This is a genomic window from Rubellimicrobium thermophilum DSM 16684 (assembly GCF_000442315.1).
Taxonomy (GTDB): Bacteria; Pseudomonadota; Alphaproteobacteria; order Rhodobacterales; family Rhodobacteraceae; genus Rubellimicrobium; species Rubellimicrobium thermophilum.
In genome coordinates this window covers 270,330-293,714 of the sequence record NZ_KE557320.1, presented here as the reverse complement: position 1 = coordinate 293,714, position 23,385 = coordinate 270,330, and the positions used below count along the sequence as shown (strand labels likewise).

At 69.6% G+C, this 23,385-nt stretch carries 20 protein-coding genes and 5 pseudogenes; 12 read left to right on the top strand and 13 right to left on the bottom strand.

The window, feature by feature from the left end:
* Positions 1-73: 73 nt before the first annotated feature.
* Positions 74-319, bottom strand: coding sequence for a hypothetical protein (locus RUTHE_RS02405; RefSeq protein WP_211217716.1), 246 nt, complete (start codon positions 317-319; stop codon positions 74-76).
* Between the two features lie 325 nt (positions 320-644).
* Positions 645-1,942, bottom strand: a pseudogene (gene miaB, locus RUTHE_RS02400) (tRNA (N6-isopentenyl adenosine(37)-C2)-methylthiotransferase MiaB).
* A gap of 203 nt (positions 1,943-2,145) precedes the next feature.
* Here miaB and RUTHE_RS02395 point away from each other — a divergent pair.
* Positions 2,146-3,015 (top strand): glycosyltransferase family 2 protein, encoded by an 870-nt coding sequence (locus RUTHE_RS02395; protein ID WP_021096655.1) that lies wholly within the window; start codon positions 2,146-2,148, stop codon positions 3,013-3,015.
* Between the two features lie 152 nt (positions 3,016-3,167).
* On the opposite strand, the pseudogene irrA reads toward RUTHE_RS02395, so the two are convergent.
* A pseudogene (gene irrA / locus RUTHE_RS02390) lies at positions 3,168-3,634 on the bottom strand (iron response transcriptional regulator IrrA).
* Positions 3,635-3,851: 217 nt separating this feature from the next.
* On the opposite strand from irrA, the gene fabA reads away from it, so the two are divergent.
* The 8 genes and pseudogenes from fabA to RUTHE_RS02350 all read left to right on the top strand — a co-directional run bounded on the left by fabA (position 3,852) and on the right by RUTHE_RS02350 (position 11,851).
* Entirely contained in the window at positions 3,852-4,367 is a 516-nt protein-coding gene (gene fabA / locus RUTHE_RS02385) for a bifunctional 3-hydroxydecanoyl-ACP dehydratase/trans-2-decenoyl-ACP isomerase (RefSeq protein ID WP_021096653.1), read from the top strand.
* Between the two features lie 12 nt (positions 4,368-4,379).
* A pseudogene (fabB, locus tag RUTHE_RS02380) lies at positions 4,380-5,608 on the top strand (beta-ketoacyl-ACP synthase I).
* Between the two features lie 7 nt (positions 5,609-5,615).
* A pseudogene (locus tag RUTHE_RS02375) lies at positions 5,616-6,411 on the top strand (enoyl-ACP reductase FabI).
* A gap of 389 nt (positions 6,412-6,800) precedes the next feature.
* Positions 6,801-7,484: a DUF1697 domain-containing protein gene (locus RUTHE_RS15255; protein ID WP_021096648.1), complete on the top strand. Its 684-nt coding sequence runs from the start codon at positions 6,801-6,803 to the stop codon at positions 7,482-7,484.
* 19 nt (positions 7,485-7,503) lie between these two features.
* A pseudogene (locus tag RUTHE_RS02365) lies at positions 7,504-8,345 on the top strand (alpha/beta fold hydrolase).
* Positions 8,342-9,316 carry a threonine ammonia-lyase gene (locus tag RUTHE_RS02360; protein ID WP_021096646.1) on the top strand — a complete coding sequence of 325 codons (975 nt, stop codon included), beginning with the start codon at positions 8,342-8,344 and terminating at the stop codon, positions 9,314-9,316. The pseudogene RUTHE_RS02365 and the gene RUTHE_RS02360 overlap by 4 nt, the downstream one beginning before the upstream one ends.
* A 129-nt stretch (positions 9,317-9,445) precedes the next feature.
* Complete coding sequence (locus RUTHE_RS02355) at positions 9,446-10,561, top strand: MFS transporter (RefSeq protein WP_021096645.1); 1,116 nt, start codon at positions 9,446-9,448, stop codon at positions 10,559-10,561.
* A gap of 51 nt (positions 10,562-10,612) precedes the next feature.
* Complete coding sequence (locus tag RUTHE_RS02350; protein WP_021096644.1) at positions 10,613-11,851, top strand: mandelate racemase/muconate lactonizing enzyme family protein; 1,239 nt, start codon at positions 10,613-10,615, stop codon at positions 11,849-11,851.
* 337 nt (positions 11,852-12,188) lie between these two features.
* Here the strand turns inward: RUTHE_RS02350 and RUTHE_RS02345 are convergent, their stop codons facing one another.
* The 3 genes from RUTHE_RS02345 to RUTHE_RS15245 all read right to left on the bottom strand — a co-directional run bounded on the left by RUTHE_RS02345 (position 12,189) and on the right by RUTHE_RS15245 (position 15,797).
* Positions 12,189-14,030 (bottom strand): ABCB family ABC transporter ATP-binding protein/permease, encoded by a 1,842-nt coding sequence (locus RUTHE_RS02345; RefSeq protein ID WP_021096643.1) that lies wholly within the window; start codon positions 14,028-14,030, stop codon positions 12,189-12,191.
* A gap of 66 nt (positions 14,031-14,096) precedes the next feature.
* Positions 14,097-14,807, bottom strand: coding sequence for a LysM peptidoglycan-binding domain-containing protein (locus RUTHE_RS15250; RefSeq protein WP_021096642.1), 711 nt, complete (start codon positions 14,805-14,807; stop codon positions 14,097-14,099).
* Between the two features lie 177 nt (positions 14,808-14,984).
* On the bottom strand, positions 14,985-15,797 hold the full coding sequence (locus tag RUTHE_RS15245) for a hypothetical protein (RefSeq protein ID WP_021096641.1): 813 nt from the start codon (positions 15,795-15,797) through the stop codon (positions 14,985-14,987).
* 85 nt (positions 15,798-15,882) lie between these two features.
* Between RUTHE_RS15245 and RUTHE_RS02335 the strand changes: the two genes are divergently transcribed.
* Positions 15,883-16,467 (top strand): LOG family protein, encoded by a 585-nt coding sequence (locus RUTHE_RS02335; RefSeq protein WP_021096640.1) that lies wholly within the window; start codon positions 15,883-15,885, stop codon positions 16,465-16,467.
* Here RUTHE_RS02335 and RUTHE_RS02330 read toward each other — a convergent pair.
* From RUTHE_RS02330 to RUTHE_RS02320, 3 genes are all read right to left on the bottom strand, one after another.
* Positions 16,464-16,922, bottom strand: coding sequence for a host attachment family protein (locus RUTHE_RS02330; protein WP_021096639.1), 459 nt, complete (start codon positions 16,920-16,922; stop codon positions 16,464-16,466). The genes RUTHE_RS02335 and RUTHE_RS02330 overlap by 4 nt on opposite strands.
* Before the next feature lie 3 nt (positions 16,923-16,925).
* Positions 16,926-17,126, bottom strand: coding sequence for a hypothetical protein (locus tag RUTHE_RS02325; protein WP_021096638.1), 201 nt, complete (start codon positions 17,124-17,126; stop codon positions 16,926-16,928).
* A 75-nt stretch (positions 17,127-17,201) separates the two neighbouring features.
* Entirely contained in the window at positions 17,202-17,801 is a 600-nt protein-coding gene (locus tag RUTHE_RS02320) for a superoxide dismutase (protein WP_021096637.1), read from the bottom strand.
* A 171-nt stretch (positions 17,802-17,972) separates the two neighbouring features.
* On the opposite strand from RUTHE_RS02320, the gene RUTHE_RS02315 reads away from it, so the two are divergent.
* Positions 17,973-18,242 (top strand): DUF6525 family protein, encoded by a 270-nt coding sequence (locus RUTHE_RS02315; RefSeq protein WP_021096636.1) that lies wholly within the window; start codon positions 17,973-17,975, stop codon positions 18,240-18,242.
* Here RUTHE_RS02315 and RUTHE_RS02310 read toward each other — a convergent pair.
* Complete coding sequence (locus tag RUTHE_RS02310) at positions 18,229-19,575, bottom strand: GSCFA domain-containing protein (RefSeq protein ID WP_021096635.1); 1,347 nt, start codon at positions 19,573-19,575, stop codon at positions 18,229-18,231. The genes RUTHE_RS02315 and RUTHE_RS02310 overlap by 14 nt on opposite strands.
* A gap of 149 nt (positions 19,576-19,724) precedes the next feature.
* Between RUTHE_RS02310 and RUTHE_RS02305 the strand changes: the two genes are divergently transcribed.
* Positions 19,725-20,864, top strand: a complete 1,140-nt coding sequence (locus RUTHE_RS02305) for a glycosyltransferase family 61 protein (protein ID WP_021096634.1) — start codon at positions 19,725-19,727, stop codon at positions 20,862-20,864.
* Between the two features lie 95 nt (positions 20,865-20,959).
* Here RUTHE_RS02305 and RUTHE_RS02300 read toward each other — a convergent pair whose 3' ends face one another.
* Genes RUTHE_RS02300 through dctP form a run of 3 tightly spaced genes read right to left on the bottom strand, consistent with a single transcriptional unit; the run spans position 20,960 to position 23,347 of the window.
* Positions 20,960-22,264 carry a TRAP transporter large permease gene (locus RUTHE_RS02300; protein ID WP_021096633.1) on the bottom strand — a complete coding sequence of 435 codons (1,305 nt, stop codon included), beginning with the start codon at positions 22,262-22,264 and terminating at the stop codon, positions 20,960-20,962.
* Positions 22,257-22,763: a TRAP transporter small permease gene (locus RUTHE_RS02295; RefSeq protein WP_021096632.1), complete on the bottom strand. Its 507-nt coding sequence runs from the start codon at positions 22,761-22,763 to the stop codon at positions 22,257-22,259. The genes RUTHE_RS02300 and RUTHE_RS02295 overlap by 8 nt, the downstream gene beginning before the upstream one ends.
* Positions 22,763-23,347, bottom strand: a complete 585-nt coding sequence (dctP, locus tag RUTHE_RS02290; protein WP_021096631.1) for a TRAP transporter substrate-binding protein DctP — start codon at positions 23,345-23,347, stop codon at positions 22,763-22,765. The genes RUTHE_RS02295 and dctP overlap by 1 nt, the downstream gene beginning before the upstream one ends.
* Between the last annotated feature and the right edge of the window lie 38 nt (positions 23,348-23,385).

Below are 23,385 nucleotides of genomic sequence, written 5' to 3'. Positions count from 1 at the left end.
CCCGGCCGTCCGGCCCGTCACCATAGGGGCATTGCCCGGTCAGAGCGCTTGGGCGGCGGCCCGCAGCGGGCGCTCAGCGGCTCCAGTACTGGGGCGATTCGGCGATGATGCGTTCCACCTCCGCGCGCAGCGCCTCCGGGTTCCCCACAAGACGGACATCCTTGCAGACGCGCTCGGCGATGGCATGGGCGGCGGGATAGTCGTAACCGACGCTCACCAGCGTATCGACGAAGACGGGGGTGGGGCGATCCCAGATCGTCTCCTTCCAAGGACCGCGGTAGCACTGGACCACCACGACATCGCCGGTCCGCGGGGACATGTCGGGATGGCCGCTGGCATGCCCTCCATGATCTGCGGCCGCCGGCAAGGCGAAACCCGTCGCCAACAGGATCCCGCTGAGGATCGTTCTCATTGCAATCGCCTCCTTCAGACAGGTGCGGAGCCCTACACCCCTTCCCCCGCACCCGCCGGATGGCGGATGCGAACCCGATTCGTCCGGCCGGTGCCTTTGGACAGGCAGGCCTTTGCGATGCACTCTGAAGTCTTTTCGCGATCGGATAAAGAGTCTGGATAAATTGCGGCAGGAATGCGGACAGCCGGGAGCGCTTGTGCTGCATTGTTGTCGAAACCACGGAAATGCTCGCCTAGGGGGCGAGTTCGCCGCCCAGCGAATGGGAGCCGAGGCTGGTGATCCGCACGGGGCGAATCAGACCGCGGCAGGACTCCGGGGCGGTCGCATGGACAGCCATGTTGTGCGGGCTTCGCCCCCCCCATCTGGCCCGGCAGGCGCCCCGGCTTCTCGAACAGGACCGGCACCACCTGCCCGAGCATCGCCGCGCGGGCCGCCTGTTCCTGTTCGGTCAACAGGGCCTGGAGGCGGCGCAGCCGGTCGTCCATCACCTCCTCGGGCAGGGGCTCGCGTTCGGCCGCCGGCGTGCCGGGGCGCGGGGAATACTTGAAGGAGTAGGCCTGGGCAAAGCCCACCGCCCGCACCAGATCCAGCGTCGCCTCGAAATCCGCCTCCGTCTCGCCGGGAAAGCCGACGATGAAGTCGGAGGACAGCGCCAGATCGGGCCGCGCCGCGCGCAGGCGTTCGACAAGGCGCAGATAGTCCTCGGCGCGGTGCTTGCGGTTCATGGCCTTCAGGATGCGGTCCGATCCCGACTGCACCGGCAGATGGAGGAACGGCATCAGCTTGTCCTCCTCGGCATGGGCGGCGATCAGGCCGTCGTCCATGTCGTTCGGATGCGAGGTGGTATAGCGGATCCGCTCCAGCCCCTCGATGCGGGCGAGATGGCGGATCAGGGCGCCGAGCCCCCCCTCTCCGCCATGCCAGGCATTGACGTTCTGGCCCAGCAGCGTGATCTCGCGCACGCCCTGCGCGACAAGGGCCTCGGCCTCGGCCAGGATGCGCGGCAGGGGGCGGCTGATCTCGGCCCCGCGGGTATAGGGCACCACGCAGAAGGCGCAGAACTTGTCGCATCCTTCCTGCACGGTCAGGAAGGCGGTAGGGGCGCGGGGGCGCCGCGCCGGCAGACGGGCGAATTTCTCGCGCGGGCGGAAGGCGGTTTCGACGACACGCTCGCCCCCCCTGGGCGCGGGCCAGCAGCGCGGGCAGATCCTGGATCGCCTGCGGCCCCACCACAAGGTCCACGGCCGGCGCCCGGGAGAGGATCTCGGCCCCTTCGGCCTGGGCGACGCAACCGGCGACGGCGATGCGCAGGGCGGGATTGGCGGCCTTGAGGGGGCGCAGCCGGCCGATCTCGGAATAGACCTTCTCGGCGGCCTTCTCGCGGATATGGCAGGTGTTGAGCAGGACGAGATCGGCGTCCTCGGCGCTTTCGGCGGGGGTCCATCCCTCGGCGACAAGGGCCTCGGCCATGCGTTCGCCGTCATGGACGTTCATCTGGCAGCCATAGGCCTTGAGATGGAACCGGGGCATCGGGGCCTCCGCGAAAGAAGGGCTTGCCGGACAACCGGAAGGGGCGCCCCGTCCTAGCGGGGCCTGGCCCGGCGCGCAAGCCAGCCCCGGCCCCTGTCTTTGCCCCTCCGCCCGCCGATGCGCCGGCCCGGCCTCTTGTCCCGCGCCGCCGGCGGGCCGATGTTCGGAGGCCAGAGCACAGGCCGGAGCACAGGGAGGGCAGGATGCGGCACGATTCGCTGCGGGCATTCCTCGCGAAGGGGGCCGGCGTGCTGGAGAAGGGGCCGGTGGCGCTCGTCCTGGTCGAGGATGCCGTCGAGATCGCCTCCACGCTCCGCCATCATCTCGATTCGGGCTTTCGCGCGATCGTGGTCTTTGCCCATCCCGCCATTGCGCTGCCGGCCGAGGTGCAGGATCCCCGCGTCACCGTCGTCGCGCAGGACATGCTGGCCGACGGGGCCTTTCCCGGCGTCGTCAATGCCTGCATCGCCGCGGCCCCGCAGGGGACCTGGATGGTCTATCTCTACAATGCCGAATACCTGTTCTACCCCTTCTGCGAACATCGCAGCGTGGGCGAGATGTGCCAGTTCGCCCAGGAGGAGCGGCGCGACAGCATCCTGACCTATGTCGTCGATCTCTATGCGGGGGATCTGGACCGTCATCCCACGGCGGTTTCGATCGAGGATGCCCATCTCGACCGCATGGGCTATTATGCGCTGACCCGCCGCCTTCCCGACGGGCGCATCGCCGAACGCCAGCTCGACTTCTTCGGCGGTCTGCGCTGGCGCTACGAGGAACACATCCCCCCCGCGCGGCGGCGCATCGACCGCGTGGCGATCTTTCGCACGCGGAAGGGCCTGACGCTGCGCCCGGATCACAGCTTCGATGTGCCGGAATACAATACCTATGCCTGCCCCTGGCATCATTCCATCACGGCCGCCCTGTGCAGCTTCCGCACCGCCAAGGCCCTGAAGCGCAATCCCGGCTCCAGCTTCGACATCGCCACCTTCCGCTGGCCGAACTCGGTGCCCTTCGCCTGGCATTCGCAGCAGCTGATGGATCTGGGGCTGATGGAGCCCGGGCAGTGGTTCTGAGCGCAAGGCCGGGGCCGGCGTCCGCGGCGGGGCGCTGAGAATGGAGTGATGGGGCACAGGGGACGCCGCGGCGGGCGGGTCGGCATGGTGCCCGTCGGGTCCGGAGCCCGATCCGCAGCCTGCTCCCCCATCCGGTCTCCTGCCGGATCCGGTCAGGTCCGGCGCAGGCGGATCACGACATCGACGGCGGCGATCTCGGCCCCTTCGGGCACGCGGGGCAGGCGTTCGATGCGGAGCTCCTCGGCCGGGGCGTCGCTCAGCGTGGCGGTATCCTCCCAGTAGAAATGGGGATGATCCGTCATGTTGGTATCGAAATAGCTGCGCGCGCCGTCTACGGTGATCTCGCGCATCAGCCCGGCCTCGCAGAAGGCGCGCAGGGTGTTGTAGACGGTGGCCAGGCTGACCGGTTCGCCCGCCTGTTCGGCGGCCTGATGCAGCCATTCGGCCGTGACATGACGATCCTGCCCGTCCCCGACAGCAGGCCCGCCAGGGCCAGGCGCTGCCGTGTCGGGCGCAGCCCCGCGCGCTGGAGCCAGGCCAGGCCGCGCTCCGCCCTCAGGCGGTCCGGCACGGTTGCGCCCTGCGTCCTGCCTGTCGTCCTGTCCGTTTCGTGCGGCATCTCGTCCTGTCCGTGCGTCCTGCCTGTCCGTGCGGCATCGACCTGTCCGCCTTTCCGTATCCGGGGGACAATATGCCCTTCTGGCTGCATCTTTCAACTGCGGCCGGTTCCGGCCGCGGCCGGATGGTCTTGTCTGGGGCGGGGCGGCCTTGCCCCCGGTCCGGGCTGGGTGATAGACCCGCGGACACGGCGCAACAACCGGACGGACCGAACCTGCATGGCCGATTTTCCGCGGACCTTCGACAAGGAGGCCCTTCTCGCCTGTGCGCGGGGAGAGCTGTTCGGGCCCGGCAATGCCCAGCTTCCCCTGCCGCCGATGCTGATGATGGATCGGATCACGGACATCTCCGCCGATGGCGGGGCCCATGGCAAGGGGCATGTGGTGGCCGAGCTCGACATCCGTCCGGACCTGTGGTTCTTCCCCTGCCATTTCGCCGGCAATCCGGTGATGCCCGGCTGTCTGATGCTGGACGGGCTGTGGCAGCTGACGGGCTTCAATCTCGGCTGGCGGGGCTGGCAGGGGCAGGGTTTCGCCCTTGGCGTGGGCGAGGTGAAGCTGACCGGCATGATCCGGCCTGACCGCAGCCTCGTGCGCTATTTCGTGGACTTCACCAAGGTGATCGACCGCCGCCTCAAGATGGGGGTGGCCGATGGCCGGCTCGAGGCCGATGGCGAGGTCGTGTGCGAGGTGACGGGGATGCGCGTGGGTCTGGCCATCGCGCAGGGGGGCTGATCCATGGCCTCGCTGCGTCGCGTCGTGGTCACGGGTCTGGGCATCGTCTCGCCCATCGGCAATTCCGCCGAGGAGGTCCTGGCGGCCCTCAAGGCAGGGCGTTCGGGCATCGAGCATGTGCCCGAGATGGCCGAGCGCGGCTTCCGCAGCCAGGTAGCAGGGACGCTCAAGATCGACGTGACGGATCACGTGGACAAGCGCCGCCTGCGCTTCATGGGCCCCGGCGCGGCCTATGCGCATATCGCGATGGAGCAGGCGATCCGCGATGCCGGTCTGACCGAGGCGGAGGTGAGCCATGAGCGCACGGGCCTCATCGCCGGTTCGGGCGGGCCCTCGACCTCGGCCCTGTTCGCCGCGCATCAGTCCGTCCTGCAGAGCGGCGGGACAAGGCGCATCGGCCCCTTTGCCGTGCCCAAGGCGATGTGCTCGACGGTCAGCGCCAATCTCGCCACGGCTTTCCGTATCCGCGGGATCAACTATTCGATCACCTCGGCGTGCTCGACCTCGCTGCACTGCATCGGCGCTGCCGCCGAGCAGATCGCATGGGGCAAGCAGGACGTGATGTTCGCCGGCGGGGGGGAGGAGCTCGACTGGACGCTGTCCTGCCTGTTCGATGCGATGGGGGCGATGTCGTCGCGCTTCAACGACAGCCCCCAGCGGGCGAGCCGCGCCTTCGATGCCGATCGCGACGGCTTCGTGATCGCCGGCGGCGGCGGCATGGTGGTGCTCGAGGATCTGGAACGCGCGCGGGCGCGCGGTGCGCGGATCTATGCCGAGGTGACGGGTTTCGCCGCCACTTCCGACGGGCATGACATGGTCGCCCCCTCGGGCGAGGGGGGGGAACGGCGATGCGTCTTGCACTGGCGACGCTGCCGCCGGACCGCGAGGTGGGCTACATCAACGCCCATGGCACATCGACCCCGGTGGGCGATGTGGGCGAGGTGGAAGCCGTGCGCCGGGCCTTTGCCGGGCGCCGCCAGCCGCCCATCTCCTCGACCAAGAGCATGACGGGCCACAGCCAGGGCGCCACCGGCGTGCAGGAGGCGATCTACTGCCTGCTCATGCTCCGGCATGACTTCATCGCCCCCTCGATCAATGTCGAGACCCTCGACCCTGCCCTGCACGAGGGGGAGATCGCCACCCAGCTGGTGGAGAATGCGGGGCTCGATACGGTGATGACCAATTCCTTCGGCTTCGGCGGGACCAACGGGTCCATGCTGTTCAGCCGCCTGCGGGACTGAGCGGATCATGATGGACCTCACGGGCAAGCGCGCGCTGGTCATGGGCGTGGCCAACGATCATTCGATCGCCTGGGGCATCGCCCGGGCGCTGCAGGCAGCGGGGGCCGAACTCTGCCTCACCCATCAGGGCGAGGCCTTCGGCCGGCGCGTCCGGCCGCTCGCCGCTTCGGTGGGCTGCGATTTCCTGATCGATGCCGATGTGACGGACGATGCCTCGCTCGACCGGCTCTTTGCGGCGCTGGAGGACCGCTGGGGCGGGCTCGACATCCTGGTCCATGCCATCGCCTATTCCGACAAGGCCGAGCTTCAGGGCCGTTTCCTCGACACGAGCCGGGGCAATTTCCAGACCTCGCTGACCATCTCCTGCTATTCGCTGATCGATCTGGCGCGCCGGGCCCGGCCGCTGATGCTGGCGGGGGCGGCGCCGGGGGGGACGATCCTCACCCTGACCTATCAGGGCTCCACCCGCGTGACGCCGCATTACAATGTCATGGGCGTGGCCAAGGCGGCGCTCGAATCGGCCGTGCGCTATCTGGCCAATGATCTCGGGCCGAGGGGATCCGCGTCAATGCCATCAGCCCCGGACCGATGAAGACGCTGCCGGGGCGGCGATCGGGGGGGCGCGCGCCACCTACCGCCACACGCAGGAGAACGCGCCCCTGCGCGCCAATGCCACGCTCGAGGCGGTCGGCGGCACGGCCGTCTGGCTCGCCTCCGAGGCCGGCGCCTGCACGACGGGAGAGATCGTCCATGTGGACGGCGGCTTCCATGTGCTGGGGATGCCGCAACCCGGCCATCTCTAGAGCCTCCCGGACGCGCGCCCCGGCGCCCCCCCGGTCTCCCTCGTCCCCGGCCTCGTCCCCGGCCTCGTCCCCGGCGGGCACCGCCCGACCGCATGCCGGGCGGCATCGGCGGCCTGCCCCATGCCCGGATCGGTCCGGTCGGCGATCCCCCCCCTGCCGGGACGCGGGCGCAGCCCGCCGCCTCCGCAGCCCCCGCAACAGGCGCGACAGTTCGCGGAACATCCCATAAACGATTTATTAACGATTTCTGGGGCAAAAGGAGAACGCGGCACGGGCAGGAATGGCCCCGGCCGCGGCCCCGGCCTCCGCCGGGCCGGACCCCGCCATTCCCGGCGCCCCTCTGGACCGCGGCGCCGGAACCCGTCACCTTGCGCCGAAGGAGGCCACCGATGTTCCGCCCTGCCCCGCTTCCGTCCCGCCTGCCGGTTCCGCCGGTTCCGCTGGCGCTGCGCCTGCCCCGATTCGACCGCGGCGCCGGGGATGCCACGACCTGGGTCGTGCTGCTGCGCGGGGTCGGCTCGGTCACGCAGGTGCCGCCGCGGCTGCTGCGGGCGGCGCTCGCGGCGCAAGGGCTCGATCGCGTCGTGGTGCGCGGTCAGACGGGCAATGCCGTCCTGCGCTCCGCCCTGCCGGAAGAGGAGGTGGAGGCCCGCGCCACCCTCGCCTGCGAGAAGGAGCTGGACTTCCACAAGGGCATCCATCTGCGCCGCGGGACGGACTGGCTGGCGATGGTGGCGGCCAATCCCTTTCCCGGCATCGCGCTGAGCGATCCCGGCGCGCTTCATGTCGCCCTTCTGGCCGAGGATCCCGATGCGCGCCGCCTGACCGGGGCGGGCTGGACGGCCGACCGTGCCGTGCCGGGGGATCGCTGTCTCTATCTCTGCCTGCCGCCGGGCCGGATCCGCCAGCGCCTTCTGGACCGGGCCCGCCGCGGCCTGCCCGGCGTCGTCACCACGCGGAGCTGGGCCACGATCCTGCGGATCCAGGCCCTTGTCGAGGCGGCCGAGGCCGAGGGAGCGGCCCAGCGCGCGGCTCTCTCCGGCGGCGCCGGCGCAACGCCTGTTCCCACCTGACCCCTGAGAGGGAGTCGTCATGCCCTTCTTCCCTGCCCCTGACGGCGCCCGCCTCTGGTTCACCGAGGAGGGGGCCGGCCTGCCGCTCCTTGCGCTGGCGGGGCTGACGCGCAACGGGGGGGATTTCGACCATCTTGCCCCGCATCTGCGCGACGTCCGGCTGATCCGGCTCGATGCGCGCGGCCGCGGCCGGTCGGATTTCACGGGGCCGCAGACCTATACCGTGCCGGTGGAGGCAGGCGATGCGCTGGCGCTGCTCGATCATCTGGGGATCGCGCGGGCGGCGGTTCTGGGCACCTCGCGCGGGGGGATCGTGGCGATGATGATGGCCCACCGCGCCCGTGACCGCCTGCTGGGCGTGGCGCTCAACGATGTCGGCCCGGTGATCGAGAGGGCGGGCCTCGCCGCGATCGAGGGGTATCTCGGCCGCCGTCCTGCGCAGAAGACCTGGGAGGAGGCCGCACGGGCCCGTGCCCGGCTGATGACGGGGTTTCCCGGCGTGCCGCATGCGCGCTGGCTGCACGAGATGCGCAACCACTATGCCGAGGGGCCGGACGGCCTTGCGCTCCGCTATGATCCCGCGCTGCGCGAGGCGTTTCTCGGCCCGGCGGGGGGGTGCCCGAACCGGCGCCGCTCTGGCCGCTCTTCGATGCGCTGGCGGGGCTGCCGCTGTGCCTGCTGCGCGGGGCGAATTCGGATCTGCTCTCGCCGGGGACCTTCGCGGCGATGCAGGCGCGCCGGCCGGATGCCATCGCGGCCGAGGTGGCCGATCGCGGTCATGTTCCCTTTCTCGACGAACCCGAATCGCTGGCCGCGCTGGGCCGCTGGCTCGATCTCTGCCGCAGGGGGGGCGGCGCATGAATGCCGACCTGATCCGCGCTGCCGCCGTCCGTCTGGACGGTCATGTGCGCCGCACGCCGCTGCTGTCGGATCCCGCGCTCGACCGCCTCGCCGGGCGGCGGGTCTTCGTGAAGGCCGAATGCCTTCAGCATACCGGCTCCTTCAAGGCGCGGGGCGGCTGGGCGGCGGTGTCGGCGCTGCCGGCGGGCACGCGGGGGGTGCTGGCGCTGTCCTCGGGCAACCACGCACAGGGGGTGGCGCGGGCCGCCGCCGCCCATGGCCTGCCCTGCACCGTGGTCATGCCGGCCGATGCCCCCGCCGCCAAGCGCGCGGGGGTCGAGGGCTGGGGCGCGACGGTCGTTCCCTATGACCGCGCGCGCGAGGATCGCGAGGCCCTCGCCGCCCGGATCGCCGAGGCGCGGGGCCTCGTCCTCATCCCGCCCTTCGATCATCCGGAGGTGATCGCGGGTCAGGGCACCACGGGGCTCGAGATCGCGGCCCAGGCCGCCGAGGAGGGGGTGACGGGGGGCGAGGTCCTCGTCTGCTGCGGGGGCGGTGGCCTCTCGGCCGGGATCGCGCTGGCGCTCGAGGCCGAGGCGCCTGCCTTCCGTGTGCGCCCCGTGGAGCCGGCGGGCTTCGACGACATGGCCCGCAGCCTTGCGGCCGGGGAACGGCTCTGTAATGCCCCGGGCGGGGTCTCGCTCTGCGATGCGATCCTGACGCCTCGGCCCGGCGCGCTGACCTTTCCGGTTCTGCGGCGGCTGGCCGGTCCCGGTCTGGCCGTGACGGACGCAGAGGCGCTCGCCGCCATGGCACTGGCCTTCCGGCATCTGCGCCTTGTGCTCGAGCCGGGCGGGGCGGTCGCGCTGGCCGCCGCGCTGTTCCGGGGCGCGGCGCTGGAGGGCGATGCCGTGATTGCCGTCGCCACGGGGGGCAATGTGGACGCGGATCTGTTCGCGCGGGCGCTGGCGCGGGGCGCGCCTTCGCCCTAGGGTCTGGGGTCATGCGCTCTCCCCTGCCCTTCCTGCTGATCACGCTCTTTCTCGATGCCATGGGCATCGGGATCGTCTATCCCGTCATGCCCGACCTCATCGCGGCGGTGCGGGGCGCGGATCTTGGCCATGCGGCGCTCTGGGGGGGGCGTTCTGGCCACGGCCTATGCGCTGATGCAGTTCCTCTGCGCGCCCCTGCTCGGGGCGCTGTCGGACCGCTTCGGGCGGCGGCCGGTGCTGCTTCTGTCGCTCGCCGTCATGGCGGTGGACTATCTCGGCTCGGCGCTCGCCCAGTCGATCTGGCTGCTGCTGGGCCTGCGGCTTCTGGCGGGTGTCACGGCGGCAACACATGCGACCTGCCATGCGGCGCTGGCCGATGTCACGCCCCCGGAGAGGCGGGCACAGGCCTTCGGCCTTCTGGGGGCGGCCTTCATGGGGGGGTTCATCCTCGGCCCCGTGATCGGGGGTCTTCTGGGCGAGATCGGGCCTCGCGCCCCCTTCTGGGCGGCGGCCGTGCTGGCGGCAGGAAACCTCGTCTTCGGCTGGTTCGCCTTCCCTGAGACGGTGACAGCGGCGATGCGTCGCCCCTTCTCGGCGGCGCGCAGCAACCCCCTTGCGGCGCTGCGGGCGATGGGCCGGCTGCGCGGGGTGGCGGTGCCGCTGGTGGCGCTGGGCCTGCTGGAGCTGGCCTATGTCTCCTATGTCGTGGTCTGGGCCTTCTGGGGTCAGGCCGCCTTCGGCTGGACGAGCCTCGAGACAGGCCTCTCGCTCGCGGCCTTCGGCGTGGGGGCGATCCTCGCGCAGGGCTGGCTGATCCGGGTCTATCTGCGCCATTTGGGCGAGGGGGGGACGATCCGCTTCAGCCTGGCCTTCACCCTGGCCTTCTTCGTCATCTATGCGCTGATGCCTCATGGGCCGGTGGGAAGCTGGCTGGCCATCCTCCTCTGCCCCGTCTCGGCGCTGGGCGAGGTGGCGATCCCCGCGCTCCAGGGGCGCATCTCGCGCCTCGTGCCGCCCGATGCCCAGGGCGAGGCGCTGGGCGTCGTGGCCTCGGTGCGTTCGGCGGCGCAGGTCGTGGGGCCGGTGATCATGGCGGCCCTCTTCGCCTGGGGCGCGGGGATCGGACGATGGCCGCTGCTCGGGGCGCCCTACATGCTGGGCGCGCTGCTCGCTCTGGCTGCGCTGATCCTGTTCTGGCGCGGGGCGCAGGCGGAATCCGCGCCAACCCCCTCGCCAGCGGCGTGACAGGTCGCTTCTGGCATCCCGTCGCGGTCGCGGACGGGGCAGGATAGGCCTATGAAACTCGTCGATTGCGACATTCTCGTCACCGCGCCTCCCGCCCCCGGCTGGGGGGGGCGCTACTGGATCCTCGTCAAGCTCACCTCGGACACGGGCGTGACCGGCTGGGGCGAATGCTATGCCTCCTCCGTCGGGCCCGAGGCGATGCGCGCCGTCATCACCGATGTCTTCGCCCGCCACATGGCGGGCGAGAACCCCGAGAATGTCGAGCTGATGTTCCGCCGCGCCTACTCCTCGGGCTTTACCCAGCGGCCCGACCTCACCGTGATGGGGGCCTTCTCGGGGCTCGAGATCGCCTGCTGGGACATGGTCGGCAAGGACCGGGGGCGGCCCGTGCATGCGCTGCTGGGCGGGCGGGTCTCGCACCGGATCCGCGCCTACAGCTATCTCTATCCCACCCGGCCCCATCACGGCCTGCCGGGCTTCTGGGCCAACCCGGACCAGGCGGCCGAAGCCGCCGAGGACATGATCGCGCGCGGCTACACGGCGGTGAAGTTCGACCCCGCCGGTCCCTACACGATCCGATCGGGCCACATGCCGCCGATGCCGGATCTTGCCCGCTCGGTCGCCTTCTGCCGCCGCCTCCGCGAGGCGGTGGGGGCCCGGGCCGATCTCCTCTTCGGCACGCATGGCCAGTTCTCCACCGGCGGGGCCATCCGCATGGGCATGGCGATCGAGCCCTTCTCGCCGCTGTGGTTCGAGGAACCCGTTCCGCCGGACGATTTCGACAGCCTTGCCGCGGTGGCGCGGGCCGTCCGCACCCCCGTGGCGGTGGGCGAAAGGCTGACCACCATGGCCGAGTTCGCCCAGGCCCTGCGCGCCGGGGCGGCGATCCTCCAGCCCGCGCTCGGCCGGGCGGGGGGGCTCTGGCAGGGGCGCAAGATCGCCGCCCTGGCCGAATCGCACAATGCCCAGATGGCGCCGCATCTCTATGCCGGTCCCGTCGAATGGGCGGCCAACATCCATCTCTGCGCCGCCATTCCCAACGCCCTGATCGCCGAGACGATCGAGACCCCCTTTCACGACGCGCTCATCCGGGGATCGATCCGGGTCGAGGACGGCCATATCCCCGTCCCCGAAGCCCCCGGCCTCGGGATCGAGGTGGACGAGGCCCTGGCCCGCGCCCATCCCTTCACCGGCACGGGCCTGCATCTGCAGATGCAGGAGGCCGAGCTGGACCTGCGGGGAGAGACCGTGTTCGAGGGCGGCGCCCCGCCGGACCGGACCGGGTCATGATCCGCCCGCAGCCGGGGGATCGCCTGTCGTCGCGCTTCGGCGGGGTGTTGCGCGAATCGGGGTCGGAGCGCGCGTTGCGCTTACGTCCCGTTAACCGGTCGCATGCGAAGGCAGGGGCCGTGCCACCCGCCAGAAGGATCCCCTGCCCCGCATGCCTGTCATCGCTCCCCTTGCCCCGCCGCCGCTTCAGCGCCTTCTGGCTGCCCGTGCGCGCGATGCCGCCCCGGCCATCCGCCTGTCGTGGCGCTTCCGGGAACGCCCGCGGCGCCCGCGGGCGGTGCCGGCCTTCTCCTTGCGTGCGCTGGCGGCCCGGCAGCCTCCGGCGCCCTCGCAGGCGCTATTCCGCGGCGACGGCCTGATCGGCCTCGGCGCCCTGACGCCGCCACAGCTCGGCGTAGCGCCCCCCGCGGGCCAGCAACGCCTCATGCGTGCCCTCTTCGACGAGTCGCCCGTCCTCCAGCACCAGGATGCGATCGGCATCGGCGATGGTGCTCAGGCGATGGGCGATGACGATCACGCTCCGCCCGCGCCCGGCGGCCTCCAGCTCGGCCTGGATGCCGGCCTCGGTCGCGGTGTCGAGCGCGCTGGTCGCCTCGTCGAGGATGAGGATGGGCGGATCCTTGAGCAGCGTGCGCGCGATGCCGACGCGCTGCTTCTCGCCGCCCGAAAGCTTGAGGCCGCGTTCGCCGACCGGCGTGTCGTAGCCCTGGGGCAGCGACAGGATGAAGTCATGGAGCCGCGCGGCGCGGGCGGCGGCCTCGATCTCCTCCTGCGTGGCGTCGTCGCGGCCGTAGGCGATGTTGTAGCCGATCGTGTCGTTGAACAGCACCGTGTCCTGCGGCACCACCCCGATGGCGCGGTGGAGGCTGTCCTGCGTGACATCGCGGATATCCTGGCCGTCGATGCGGATGGCGCCCCCGGTGACATCGTAGAAGCGGAACAGGAGCCGGCCGATGGTGCTCTTGCCCGCGCCCGAAGAGCCGACGACGGCGACCTTCTGTCCCGGCGCGACACGGAAGGAGAGGCCCTTCAGGATCGGCCGTTCGGGGTCGTAGCCGAATTCGACGCGGTCGAAGACGATCTCTCCGGCATCGACGCGCAGCGGCCGGGCGCCGTCCCTGTCGGTCACCTCGGGCGGCTGGTCGAGAAGGCGGAACATCTCGTCCATGTCCACAAGGGCCTGGCGGATCTCGCGGTACATGTTGCCGAGGAAGTTGAGCGGTATGGTCAGCTGGATCATGTAGGCATTGACCATGACGAAATCGCCCGCGGTCAGCGCGCCGCGCTGCACGCCGGCGGCGGCCATCAGCATCACCGCCACAAGGCCGAGATTGATCAGCAGCCCCTGTCCGAAATTGAGGAAGGCCAGCGAATTGTTGGTGCGCACTGCGGCCTCGGCGTAGGCGGCCATGGCGGTGTCGTAGCGGGCGGCTTCGCGCGCTTCGGCCGAGAAGTACTTGACGGTCTCGTAGTTGAGCAGGCTGTCGAGCGCGCGCTGGCTGGCCTGCTGGTCCTGGTCGTTCATCTCCTTGCGGATGCGCACGCGCCATTCGGTCACCCGGAAGGTGAACCAGATGTAGAGCGCGATGGTCACGGCCACGACCGCCAGGTAGCGCGCATCGAACAGCCACCAGAGCATCGCCCCGGTCAGGATGAGTTCGAGCGTCAGCGGCCCCAGCGAGAAGAGGAGGATGCGCAGCAGGAAGTCCACGCCCTTCACGCCCCTGTCGATGACGCGGCTCAGGCTGCCGGTCTTGCGCGTGATGTGATAGCGCAGCGAGAGCGCGTGGATGTGGCGGAAGGTCTCGAGGGCGATGAGCCGCAGCGCCCGCTGTCCGACGCGGGCGAAGACGACATCGCGGAGCTGCTGGAAGCCGACGGTCAGGATGCGCGCCACGCCGTAGGCGGCGGTGAGGCCCATCGCCCCGATCAGGAGGGCGCCGCCCGGCACCTTGTCCGGTTCGGCCAGGGCATCCACGGCCCAGCCGAACAGGACGGGGGTCAGCACGGTGAGGACCTTGGCCGCCAGAAGGAGGAGGATGGCGCCGACGACGCGCCGCTTGATCCAGCCCATGCCGCTGCCGCGCGGCCACAGATAGGGGGCGGTGCGGCGCAGCGTCTGCCAGTTGGAGGCGCGGTCGGGGCGCAGGGCTTCGTCGGTGGGGCTGAGGCGTCGCATGAGGCTGGCCTTCGGGCTGGCGGAAGGCGGAGCCTAGCGCCCTGTCCGCCGGAAGGCCAGCACCCTTCAGCGTCCTTCCATCGCCGGCAGGACGAAGACCTGTCCGGGGTAGATCAGGTCCGGGTCGCGGATGCGATCGCGGTTGGCCTCGAAGACGCGGACATAGAGGATCCCCTGGCCATAGCGGTCCCGCGCGATGGCCCAGAGCGTGTTGCCTGGCTGGACGGTGCGCATGGCGATGCTCTGTCCGGCCTGCTGCGCTTCGGCCATGAGCGTGGCCAGATCCTCGCGCTGTTCGCGCTGGAAGGGGGTTTCGATGCGGCTGGTGACCCTGCCGGTTCCGTCAAGCTGATCGATGCGCAGCCGGTAGACCCCCGGTTCGATCTGCGCGAGGGTGGCCGTCCAGCGCCCGTCCGCTTCGACGGGACGCTCGGCAATCAGCCGGTTGTCGAGATAGAGGCGCACCGCCACCGCGTCCCCCGTTGCCCGGCCCGAGAGGGTCACATCCCCTGCCGCATCATAGCTGATGGCCTCGAGAGAGACGCTCTGCAGGACTTCGGGGTCCGCATCGGGGGGCAGCGCAGGCTGGAGCACGCGCACCCCTTCGGCATCCGAGAGAAGGACGGGCGGCTGGGCCGGGGCTTGGGGCGTTCCGGCGGGCGGTTCGGGGACGGGATCGGGGCGCGGCGGCGCGGGCGCGGTCACGTCCAGCGTGGCATCGGGCCTGGGGCCGGATCCGTCGGCCTCGGGGGGTGCCCCGGCCGAAGCGGGCATCATGACGACAGGGGGGGGCGGGGGTCCCTTCCTCCTGCGCTGTCTGCGCCGGCAGGGGCAGAGGGCTTTCGGGCAGGGCGGGGGCCGCAGCTCCGGTCTCTGTCATCTCTGCCGGCCCCGGCGGAACGGGGGGGATGTCCGGCCCGGCCGCCCCGGCCGCGGGGGCGGCAGCATCGGCCATCACGGCCTGCGGCCCGGCGGCCCGGTTTCCCCCTCTGCCACGGCGTCGGCGGTATCGTCCGGGGTCCCTGCGGCCGGGCCGGGGGCTTCTGGCCAGGCAGGGGTCTTGGCATCCGCCGCGGGGGTCCCGGCATCCGTCCCGGACGGGCTGTCGATCTGCGACGGGCCGGCCATCGCGATGGTGGCGCCCTCTCCGCCTGCGGTGGTCTCCTCTCCGGGGGCAGGCTCCTCCGCGCCTGCCTCTTCCGGCCCGGTCTGCTCTCCTGTCGCGGTTTCCTCTCCTGGGAAGGCGAACGGCGTGGGGGCCAGGATCACGGTCGCTTCCGAAGGCGTGCCGCTCTCGTCGCGCAGCGCGAGGGGGCGGGGCACGGTCGATGGGGGGAGATCGAGAAAGGCCACGAAGCGCCCTTCGCCATCGGCGACCGCTTCGGCAACCGCGATGTCTCCGGCCAGAATCGTGACCCGCTCGCCGGGGTCGGCGCGGCCCGCCACGATTCCGCTGCCATCGGGAGAGAGGCGCACCGTGTCGAAGCGGGGGGGCTCCTGCGGCGGCGACGGCGTGTCGGCAGGGCGGTCGCTGTCGGTCCTGTCCCCGGTCTCGCTGTCCCGGGGAAGGCCTGGGGCCGGCGGCGGGGACGCCACGCCGTCCTGTGCCGGGTCCTGTGCCGGGCCCTGTGCCGGTGTGGTGCTGTCCTGTGCCGTGGCGTGGCCTTCCTCCCCCGTCCGCGGCGGCACGGCCAGGACAATGAGCCCGAACAGGCCGACCGCGGCCAGAACCGCAATCCCCAGGCGCATCCCGTTGCCCGTTGCCACCCTTCGGCCCCCCCCAGCAAGGCGTTGAGTGACCATAGCCGCACCGCTAGAAGGCGTCAAAATCCATCACGAGGGCGATCGGACGATGGCAACCGTGGCAAAGGCGGTCTGCGTCTATTGCGGGGCGCGCGACGGACGCAACCCCCGCCATGCCGAGGCGGCTGCGGAGACCGGGCGCATGCTGGCCGCGAATGGCTGGGGGCTGGTCTATGGAGCGGGCGATGTGGGGATGATGGGGCGCGTGGCGGCGGCCCATCAGGCATCGGGAGGCCGGGCGATGGGGGTGATTCCCCGCCATCTCTTCGAGAGGGAGCGCCCCGGTGTCCCCGCCCCGGACAATCCCCGCCCGCGCGACATCGGCCGCCTTGTCGTCACCGAGACGATGCACGAACGCAAGAAGGTGATGTTCGCCAATGCCGATGCGGTGGTCTGCCTGCCGGGCGGAGCGGGCAGCCTCGACGAATTCTTCGAGGTGCTGACCTGGCGCCAGATCGGCCTGCATGCCAAGCCGATCCTCCTGCTGGATGTGGCGGGCTACTGGCAGCCGCTGCTGGGGCTGCTGCGGCATGTGGTGGAAGAGGGCTTCGCCGAGACCTCGCTGCTGTCCTTTGTCGAGGCCCCGGCGACGGTGGCCGATCTGGAACGCCGCCTGCGCGTCCTGCTGACCTAGGCCGAGGCCATCTCCTGCTTCAGGAGCTTCTCGATCTGGTCCACCGGATGGCCGGTCATGGTCTTGGGGATCTCGGCCACGATGCGGGCGGCCACCTCCTTGTGCAGAGCCGGGCGCAGCGCCCCGAGGATCTGCGGCCCCGCGACGATCACCAGCCGTTCGAAGCGGTTGCCGTGGGCGGCCTTGTAGAGGATCCCGGCCATCTGCTCGGCGAAGCGTTCCTTCTCGAGCCGGTGATAATCCGTCTCTTCATAGGCCGACTTGGCGCCGGGGGCGCCGGCATCGTAATAGCGCCCCGGCCTGTCGGATTTCTGGTCGCGGTCGGGGGGATTGTCCTGTTCCTCCTTGCGCACGACCTCGAGCGCGGGGTCCTGGCCGTCCGTGGTGTTGCGCAGGATCAGGGCCTTCTCGCCGTCAAGGACGAGGACCCAGGTGCCGTTCTGGAGACGCGCCATCTGTCAGTTGTCCTCCGTGTCGGACTTGCGCAGGCGCATCGGCGTTCCGGCATCGGGCTCCAGCGCCTTGCGCCCGTCGCTGCGTGTGCCGATCTCGCGCGACAGCCTGCCGCCCGTCTCGCCCTGTCCGCCGGGCGTTGCCTCCTCATGGAGAAACTGTTCCGTCTCGCGGATGCCGTACCGGGATCGGTGGCGTTCGGCCATGGGGTATCTCCCTTCTCGTCTGAGAGGGAGAAAACGGGCGGGCGGGAAAGCGGTTCCCCGCCCGCCAGACCCGTCTCAGAGGCGCGAAGCGACCTCCTCCCAGTTGACGAGGTTGTCCAGGAAGTTGGTCAGATAGGCCGGCCGCTTGTTGCGGAAATCGATGTAGTAGGAATGCTCCCAGACATCGCAGCCCAGAAGCGCGGTCTGCCCGAAGCAGAGCGGGTTCACCCCGTTCTCGGTCTTGGTGATCTTGAGCGAGCCGTCCTTGTCCTTGACGAGCCAGACCCAGCCCGAGCCGAACTGGCCGACACCGGCACTGTTGAACTGGGTCTTGAAGTCCTGGACCGAACCGAAGGCCTCGGTCAGCGCGCGTTCGAGCTCGCCGGGGATCTTCGACTCCTTGGGGGTCATCCACTGCCAGAACTGGATGTGGTTCCAGTGCTGGGACGCGTTGTTGAAGATGCCGGACTGGGCCACGGCGCCGGGCTGATAGGTGCCGACGATGATCTCCTCGAGCGGGCGATTCTCCCACTCGGTCCCGGCGATCGCCTTGTTGCCGTTGTCCACATAGGCCTTGTGGTGGAGGTCGTGATGATATTCGAGCGTCTCGCGGGACATGCCCTTGGCCGCAAGGGCATCATGCGGATAGGGCAGATCGGGAAGGGAAAAGGCCATGGCGAACTCGCTTTCCTTGGGGCGCCGGCGGCGCGAACGGACCTTATGAAAGCCCGGTCGGCCACGAGGTCAAGGGAAGGAGGCTCTTGCAGGAAGAATACATTATAACATAACATTTCCTCCCATGAGGATGATCGTTATGACCGCGGCCTGATCCCGTCGTTTCCGACCATGAGGCGCAACCTCTCCCGAACGCTGCCGCCCGGCCGCTCGCGCGATCCGATGCGTGAGCATGACCGGCTTCCCCTGCCTCTGCGCCTGTGGGCGACACAGGCCTTGCGCCCCTGGTGCCCCCGTGCGCTGCGGCGCATCTACGAGAAGGCGCTAGCCCGCACGGGCTCTGTCGAGGCCGCGCTGCAACGGCTCGAAGCCTGCGAGGCTGCCACGCTGGCGCGCGAGGCCCGCCGCCTGCCCGGCAGAAGGCCGTTCAGATCCAGGTGACCTTCTCGCGGAATCCCGACCGCCCTGGAAAGGTCTGCGCATGACGCGCCAGAAGCTCGCGCGCGCGGGCCTTCTGCCGCATCGGACGGCAGAGAAGGATCATCCGCTCGAGCGCATCGGGGCGATCAGGGGCGAGGGCCTGAGCCTTGGCAAGGGCACCGAAGGCCTCCTCGAGCCGGTCGAGCCGCCGGGCTGAGGCCGCCTCGAGCAGCAGCACCTCCGCATCGGCATCGGCGAGGTCGCGATGCCGGGCGCAGAGGGCAATCATCTCCTCGTGGTGACCGAGGCGGGAGAGCATCCGCACCGTGCTCCGCAGCGCCTCGGGAGAGAGGCTCCCTGCCGCGGCCGAATCGCCGCCGACATAGCGGCGCAGCACATCATCCATGATCCGGGTGACAACATCGGCCGAGACATGCCGGTAATCGCCCCGCGACCAGGCGACGGCAGGGTTGGAGAGGGTGACGAACTCGTAAGACGGGAAATAGTCCACCCCCTCCTTGCCCATCACGAACTCCTCGAGGGCGGCACGCTGGACGGACTTGGAATAGGCATTGGCCACCAGGACATCCATGTCGCGGAAGGTGGCCAGCAAGGGCACGGGCGAAACGGTCACCAGCATCTTCAGCGGCCTTGTCCGGTGGCGCAGCAGAAGGGCATGGAGGTCGTTCAGCCCCGCGAGCACGTCGCCATAGGACAGCACCCGGAACTCGAACCGCTCTGGCTCGGCCTTGATCAACTGGGTCGGGGGCACGACATTCAGATAGAGGCCAAGCTTGCGGTCGAACCAGGTTTCGACATAGCCCAGCGTCAGGATCAGCACATCTGCATGGGCCACGGCCGCCATCGCATCCAGATAGCGGTGACGGAAGGCCAGGATCGTCTCGATCGGGAAATCGAGCCGCGCCATCCCGAGCTGGGCATCCACATAGCGGCCCGGCCCGACCTCATAGATCGCCTCCGCTCCGGGATAGGTCTCGCGCTCGAGAGCCCAGCGCACCTCGTTCAGGACCGAATGAATCGAATACTTGTTGAAGAAGTTCGCCGGATCCTCGAGCGAAGCGCCGATCTCGCCCAGATCGAATTCCCGGCTCAGGACCCGGCGGCCGGCTGATTCGAGGGCCTTTTCGACATTGCGCGCAAAGCAGGATCCGATGGCGAAGATCGTGTCCCCCTCCTCGATGCGGAAAGAGGGCGTGACGGTGGGCGATGCCAGGGGATAGAGACGCTCGCCGTCACGTTCGGGCGAAGGGTATCGCCGCAGGTCGTTGCGCCGCGCGCGCAGCATCGCCTGATCTGCTGTCAACCGCTCGATCGGATGGCCCTCGCTGCTCATCGCCATGCCTCCTGCCAGCGCCCGCGAACTCTAGGCCTGCACCTCTGTGGCAGGCAAGCGAGACCCCCGCGGGATTCGCGGCCCCGTGTGTTCTGCGCATCCCCAGCCTGTGCGAGAATCGTGAAAATCGCGTCAATACGGACCCTCCGATGACCCAGGAACCGCTTCTCGTGCCCGACATCGCGGGCGGGCTGCCGCCCATCCGTCTCGTCGAGGGGGCGATCGTCGTCCCCCCGGCCAAGGGTCTGGGCAACCAGTCGGTGCAGCGTTCGGGCGTTCTCTTCCCGGATGGGTCGCTCGTTCCCGAAAGCGTGACCTGGCGGGGCACCGCACAGGTCACCGTGCAGCCTGCGATGCCGCAGGGACGGATCGACGAACTGACGGGCACATGGCTTTTCCTCGGTCCCCTCTTCGGTCATTTCGGGCATTTCCTGGTCGAGAGCATCGCGCGCATCTGGGCCTTCGGGCGTCTCCGCGACGAGATCGACGGCGTCCTCTTCGTGCCGAAGTTCCAGAACCGCCCCGACCGGATCCTCGAACAATACCGCCCGTTCCTCGAGGCCCTGGGTGTCCGGGGACGCATGCTCAACCTCGAGGAGCCGACGCGGGTGGAACGGCTGCATGTGCCGCCCCAGGGGTTCGGCATGTTCCAGATGATCGAGGGCAGCCCGGAATTCCGGGACTTCGTGCGCGCCCATGCGGGGCGGGATGTCGAACCCCAGGGCCACGCCCGGATCTACATCTCGCGCAGTGCCCTGCCGGTCCAGCGTGGCAGCATCCTCGCCGAGACCGTTCTGGAAGAGCATCTCAAGGAGGAAGGCTATGTGCCCTTCCATCCCCAGAAGCACAGTTTCCTTGACCAGATCGCCGCCTACAAGGCGGCCACACATATCGTGGGGGTGGATTGTTCGCCCTTCCATCTGGTCGCCCTGGTGGGCCACCGCGATCAGACGGTGGGCGTGATCGCTCGGCGCGACGGGGATCTCGATCAGGCCTTCGCCCGCCAGATCCATGCCTTTCAGGGATCCGAGGTGGCCGCCATCAACCACCTGAAGCGCAACTGGATCGAGGAGCACATGAACCGCGCCTCGCGCACGAGCTGGGGCGAGGTGGATTTCCCGGCCCTCGGTGTCTCCCTGTGCGAATGCGGCCTGATCCGCGGCGGCAACTGGCCCGCGATTCCCGATGCGGTCATCCGGAAGCAGATCGAGGCCATCGGCGCGGCCCAGGGCATCCGCTTCAAGCCCTGGGAGGGTGCGCCGGGAACGGCCCCCTCGGATGCGGACTGAGGCGCCGGAAGGGCCCGTCGCGGCCTTCCGAACACCGGACAGCACGGACTGCGCGGCCATCGATGATGGGGGTCCGCAGCCGCCACTTGCGGATATCAGTCGAACATCGAGGCCGGCAGCATGAGGGCGATCCCCGGAAACTGCACGATCAGCAACAGGCCGATCAGCATCGCAAGCAGGAAGGGCAGCACGCCGCGAAAGATGGTCACCATTGGCACCGCGGGTGCGATGCCCTTGACGACGAAGACATTCAGTCCAACCGGCGGGGTGATCATGCCCATCTCCACCACGATCACCGCGACAACGCCGAACCAGATCGGGTCGAAGCCGTTCGCCATCATGATCGGAAAGACGATCGGGATGGTGACGACCAGCATCGACAGACCATCGAGGAACATGCCCAGCACCACATAGGCGAGGATCACCGCAGTCAGGGTGCCATAGGGGCCGAGGCCCAGCCCCGTCAGAGCATGGCCCAGCGTTTCCGGAACATGCGTCACCGCCAGGAACGGATTCAGCACATTGGCGCCGATCACCACCATGTAGAGCATGGCCGATGTTCTCACCGTGTCGAGAAGGGCCATGCGGAACAGGCCGACTGTCAGCCGGCGCGAGACCAACGCCAGCGCCAGGACCAGCGTCGCGCCGATACCCGAGGCCTCGACCGGGGTGAAGACCCCGGCATAGATGCCGCCGATCGACAGGACGATCACCGCGACCAGCGGCAGCGCACGGAATGTCATGCCCAGTTTCCGGGACCAGGGTACCTTCGGCCCCCGCGGGCCCGCGCCGGGATCCATCAGCGCCATGATCCAGATCGTCAGGATGAACAGCCCCACAAGGAGAAGTCCGGGCAGAACACCCGCCATGAACAGGCGGCCGATGGATTGCTCGGTCAGGATCGCATAGAGGACAAAGCCCGTCGATGGCGGGATCAGGAAGCCCAGCGTCCCCCCTGCCGCCACCGCCCCCGTGGCCAGCGCCGGACCATAGCCCAGGCGCTGCATCTCGGGCAGTGCGACCTTGCCGATGGTGACGGCCGTGGCGACCGACGAGCCGGACACGGCGGAGAACAGCCCGCAGCCGAGGACCGAGGCCGAGGCGAGCCCGCCTCGGAACCGCCCGACCCAGGCGAAGGCGGCATCGTACAGCCCGCGCGAGAAGCCGGCAGCGGACGCGATGTTGCCCAGCAGGATGAACATCGGCACGACGATCAGCGCATAACCGGAGACCGAGGCATATCCTTCGGTCAACAGGACGGCGCCCGCCGCCTTCAGCCCCGACAGCGCCCACATGCCGAAGAAGCCGACCGTCAGCATGGCAAAGGCCACCGGCATGCGGAAGAGCATCAGCCCGAAGAGCGCGGCGATGCCCAGAAGTCCGGCGGCGGCTTCAGGCATCGCGCGGCCCCCGACGCAGGATCGCGAAGCCCTGCGCAAGCAGGATGACGACGCAGAGCGCCATGCCCATGGCGAGGATCGCATAGAAGGGCCAGAGCGGCAGGCCCAGCATGTTGGTCGCATCTGCATAGCGGCGCGCATCGATCGCCTTGAGCACCGCGCGCCAGACCAGCACCCCCAGAACCAGCGCCGACAGCCCGCGCGACAGAAGGTCGCCCATGTGGCGTCCGATCACGCCGAGGCGATGGTCCAGCACATCGACGCGAACATGTGCACCGTCCGCCGTGGCCCAGGGCAGCGCCAGCATCACCACAGCAACCGAGGTCAGCTGCACGATCTCGTTCAGGCCGAGGATCGGCCGCGCAAAGCCATAGCGCAGCACCACCCCGACTGCGATCAGCAGCACCATGAACAGAAGGCAGGCGCCCGCCATGGCGGCGAGGGCCAGACTGGCCCGGTCGAGCAGGCCCGACCGGGCGAGGTCGGCACCCCCGGGCATCAGCGGGCCCTCAGCGCGTCGATCACGGCCTGCGCATCACCGCCGGTCTCCGCGACGACCCGTTCCACCACCGGGGCCGAGAGCGCGTTGAAGGCAGCCGCCTCCTCGGGGGTCAGGCGGATCAGTTCCTTGCCCGGCATGGCGCCGAAGGCCTCGATCCCCCTGGCGGCCTCGGCAAGCTGCACCTGATTGCCCAGGAACGAGGTTTCCCGCCCCACTTCCAGCAGCGCCGCCTGATGGTCGGGCGCCAGCGAATCGAAGGCATCCCGGCTCATGATGATGAAGAAGGGCGAAAGGGTCGTGTCCATCCCGACGGTCAGGAAATTCGCCACCTCGCCCAGCCTGAAGGCGTGGGTCGCCGTGCCGTCGATCAAAGCGCCATCGATGACCCCGGTCTGAAGCGCGTTGTAGATCTCGGAGACCGGCATCGAGACGGGCGATCCGCCCCAAGCCTCGACCACCAGACCGGCATTGCGCGAGGGCACGCGGATCTTCATCCCGGCGACATCCGCAGGTGTGCGCACCGGCCTGTCGCGGGTGTAAAGCACGTTCCGGGCGTTCGACCACAGGCTGATCAGCTGCACACGCCGATATTCGGGGGTGAAGAGATCGATGTTCTCCC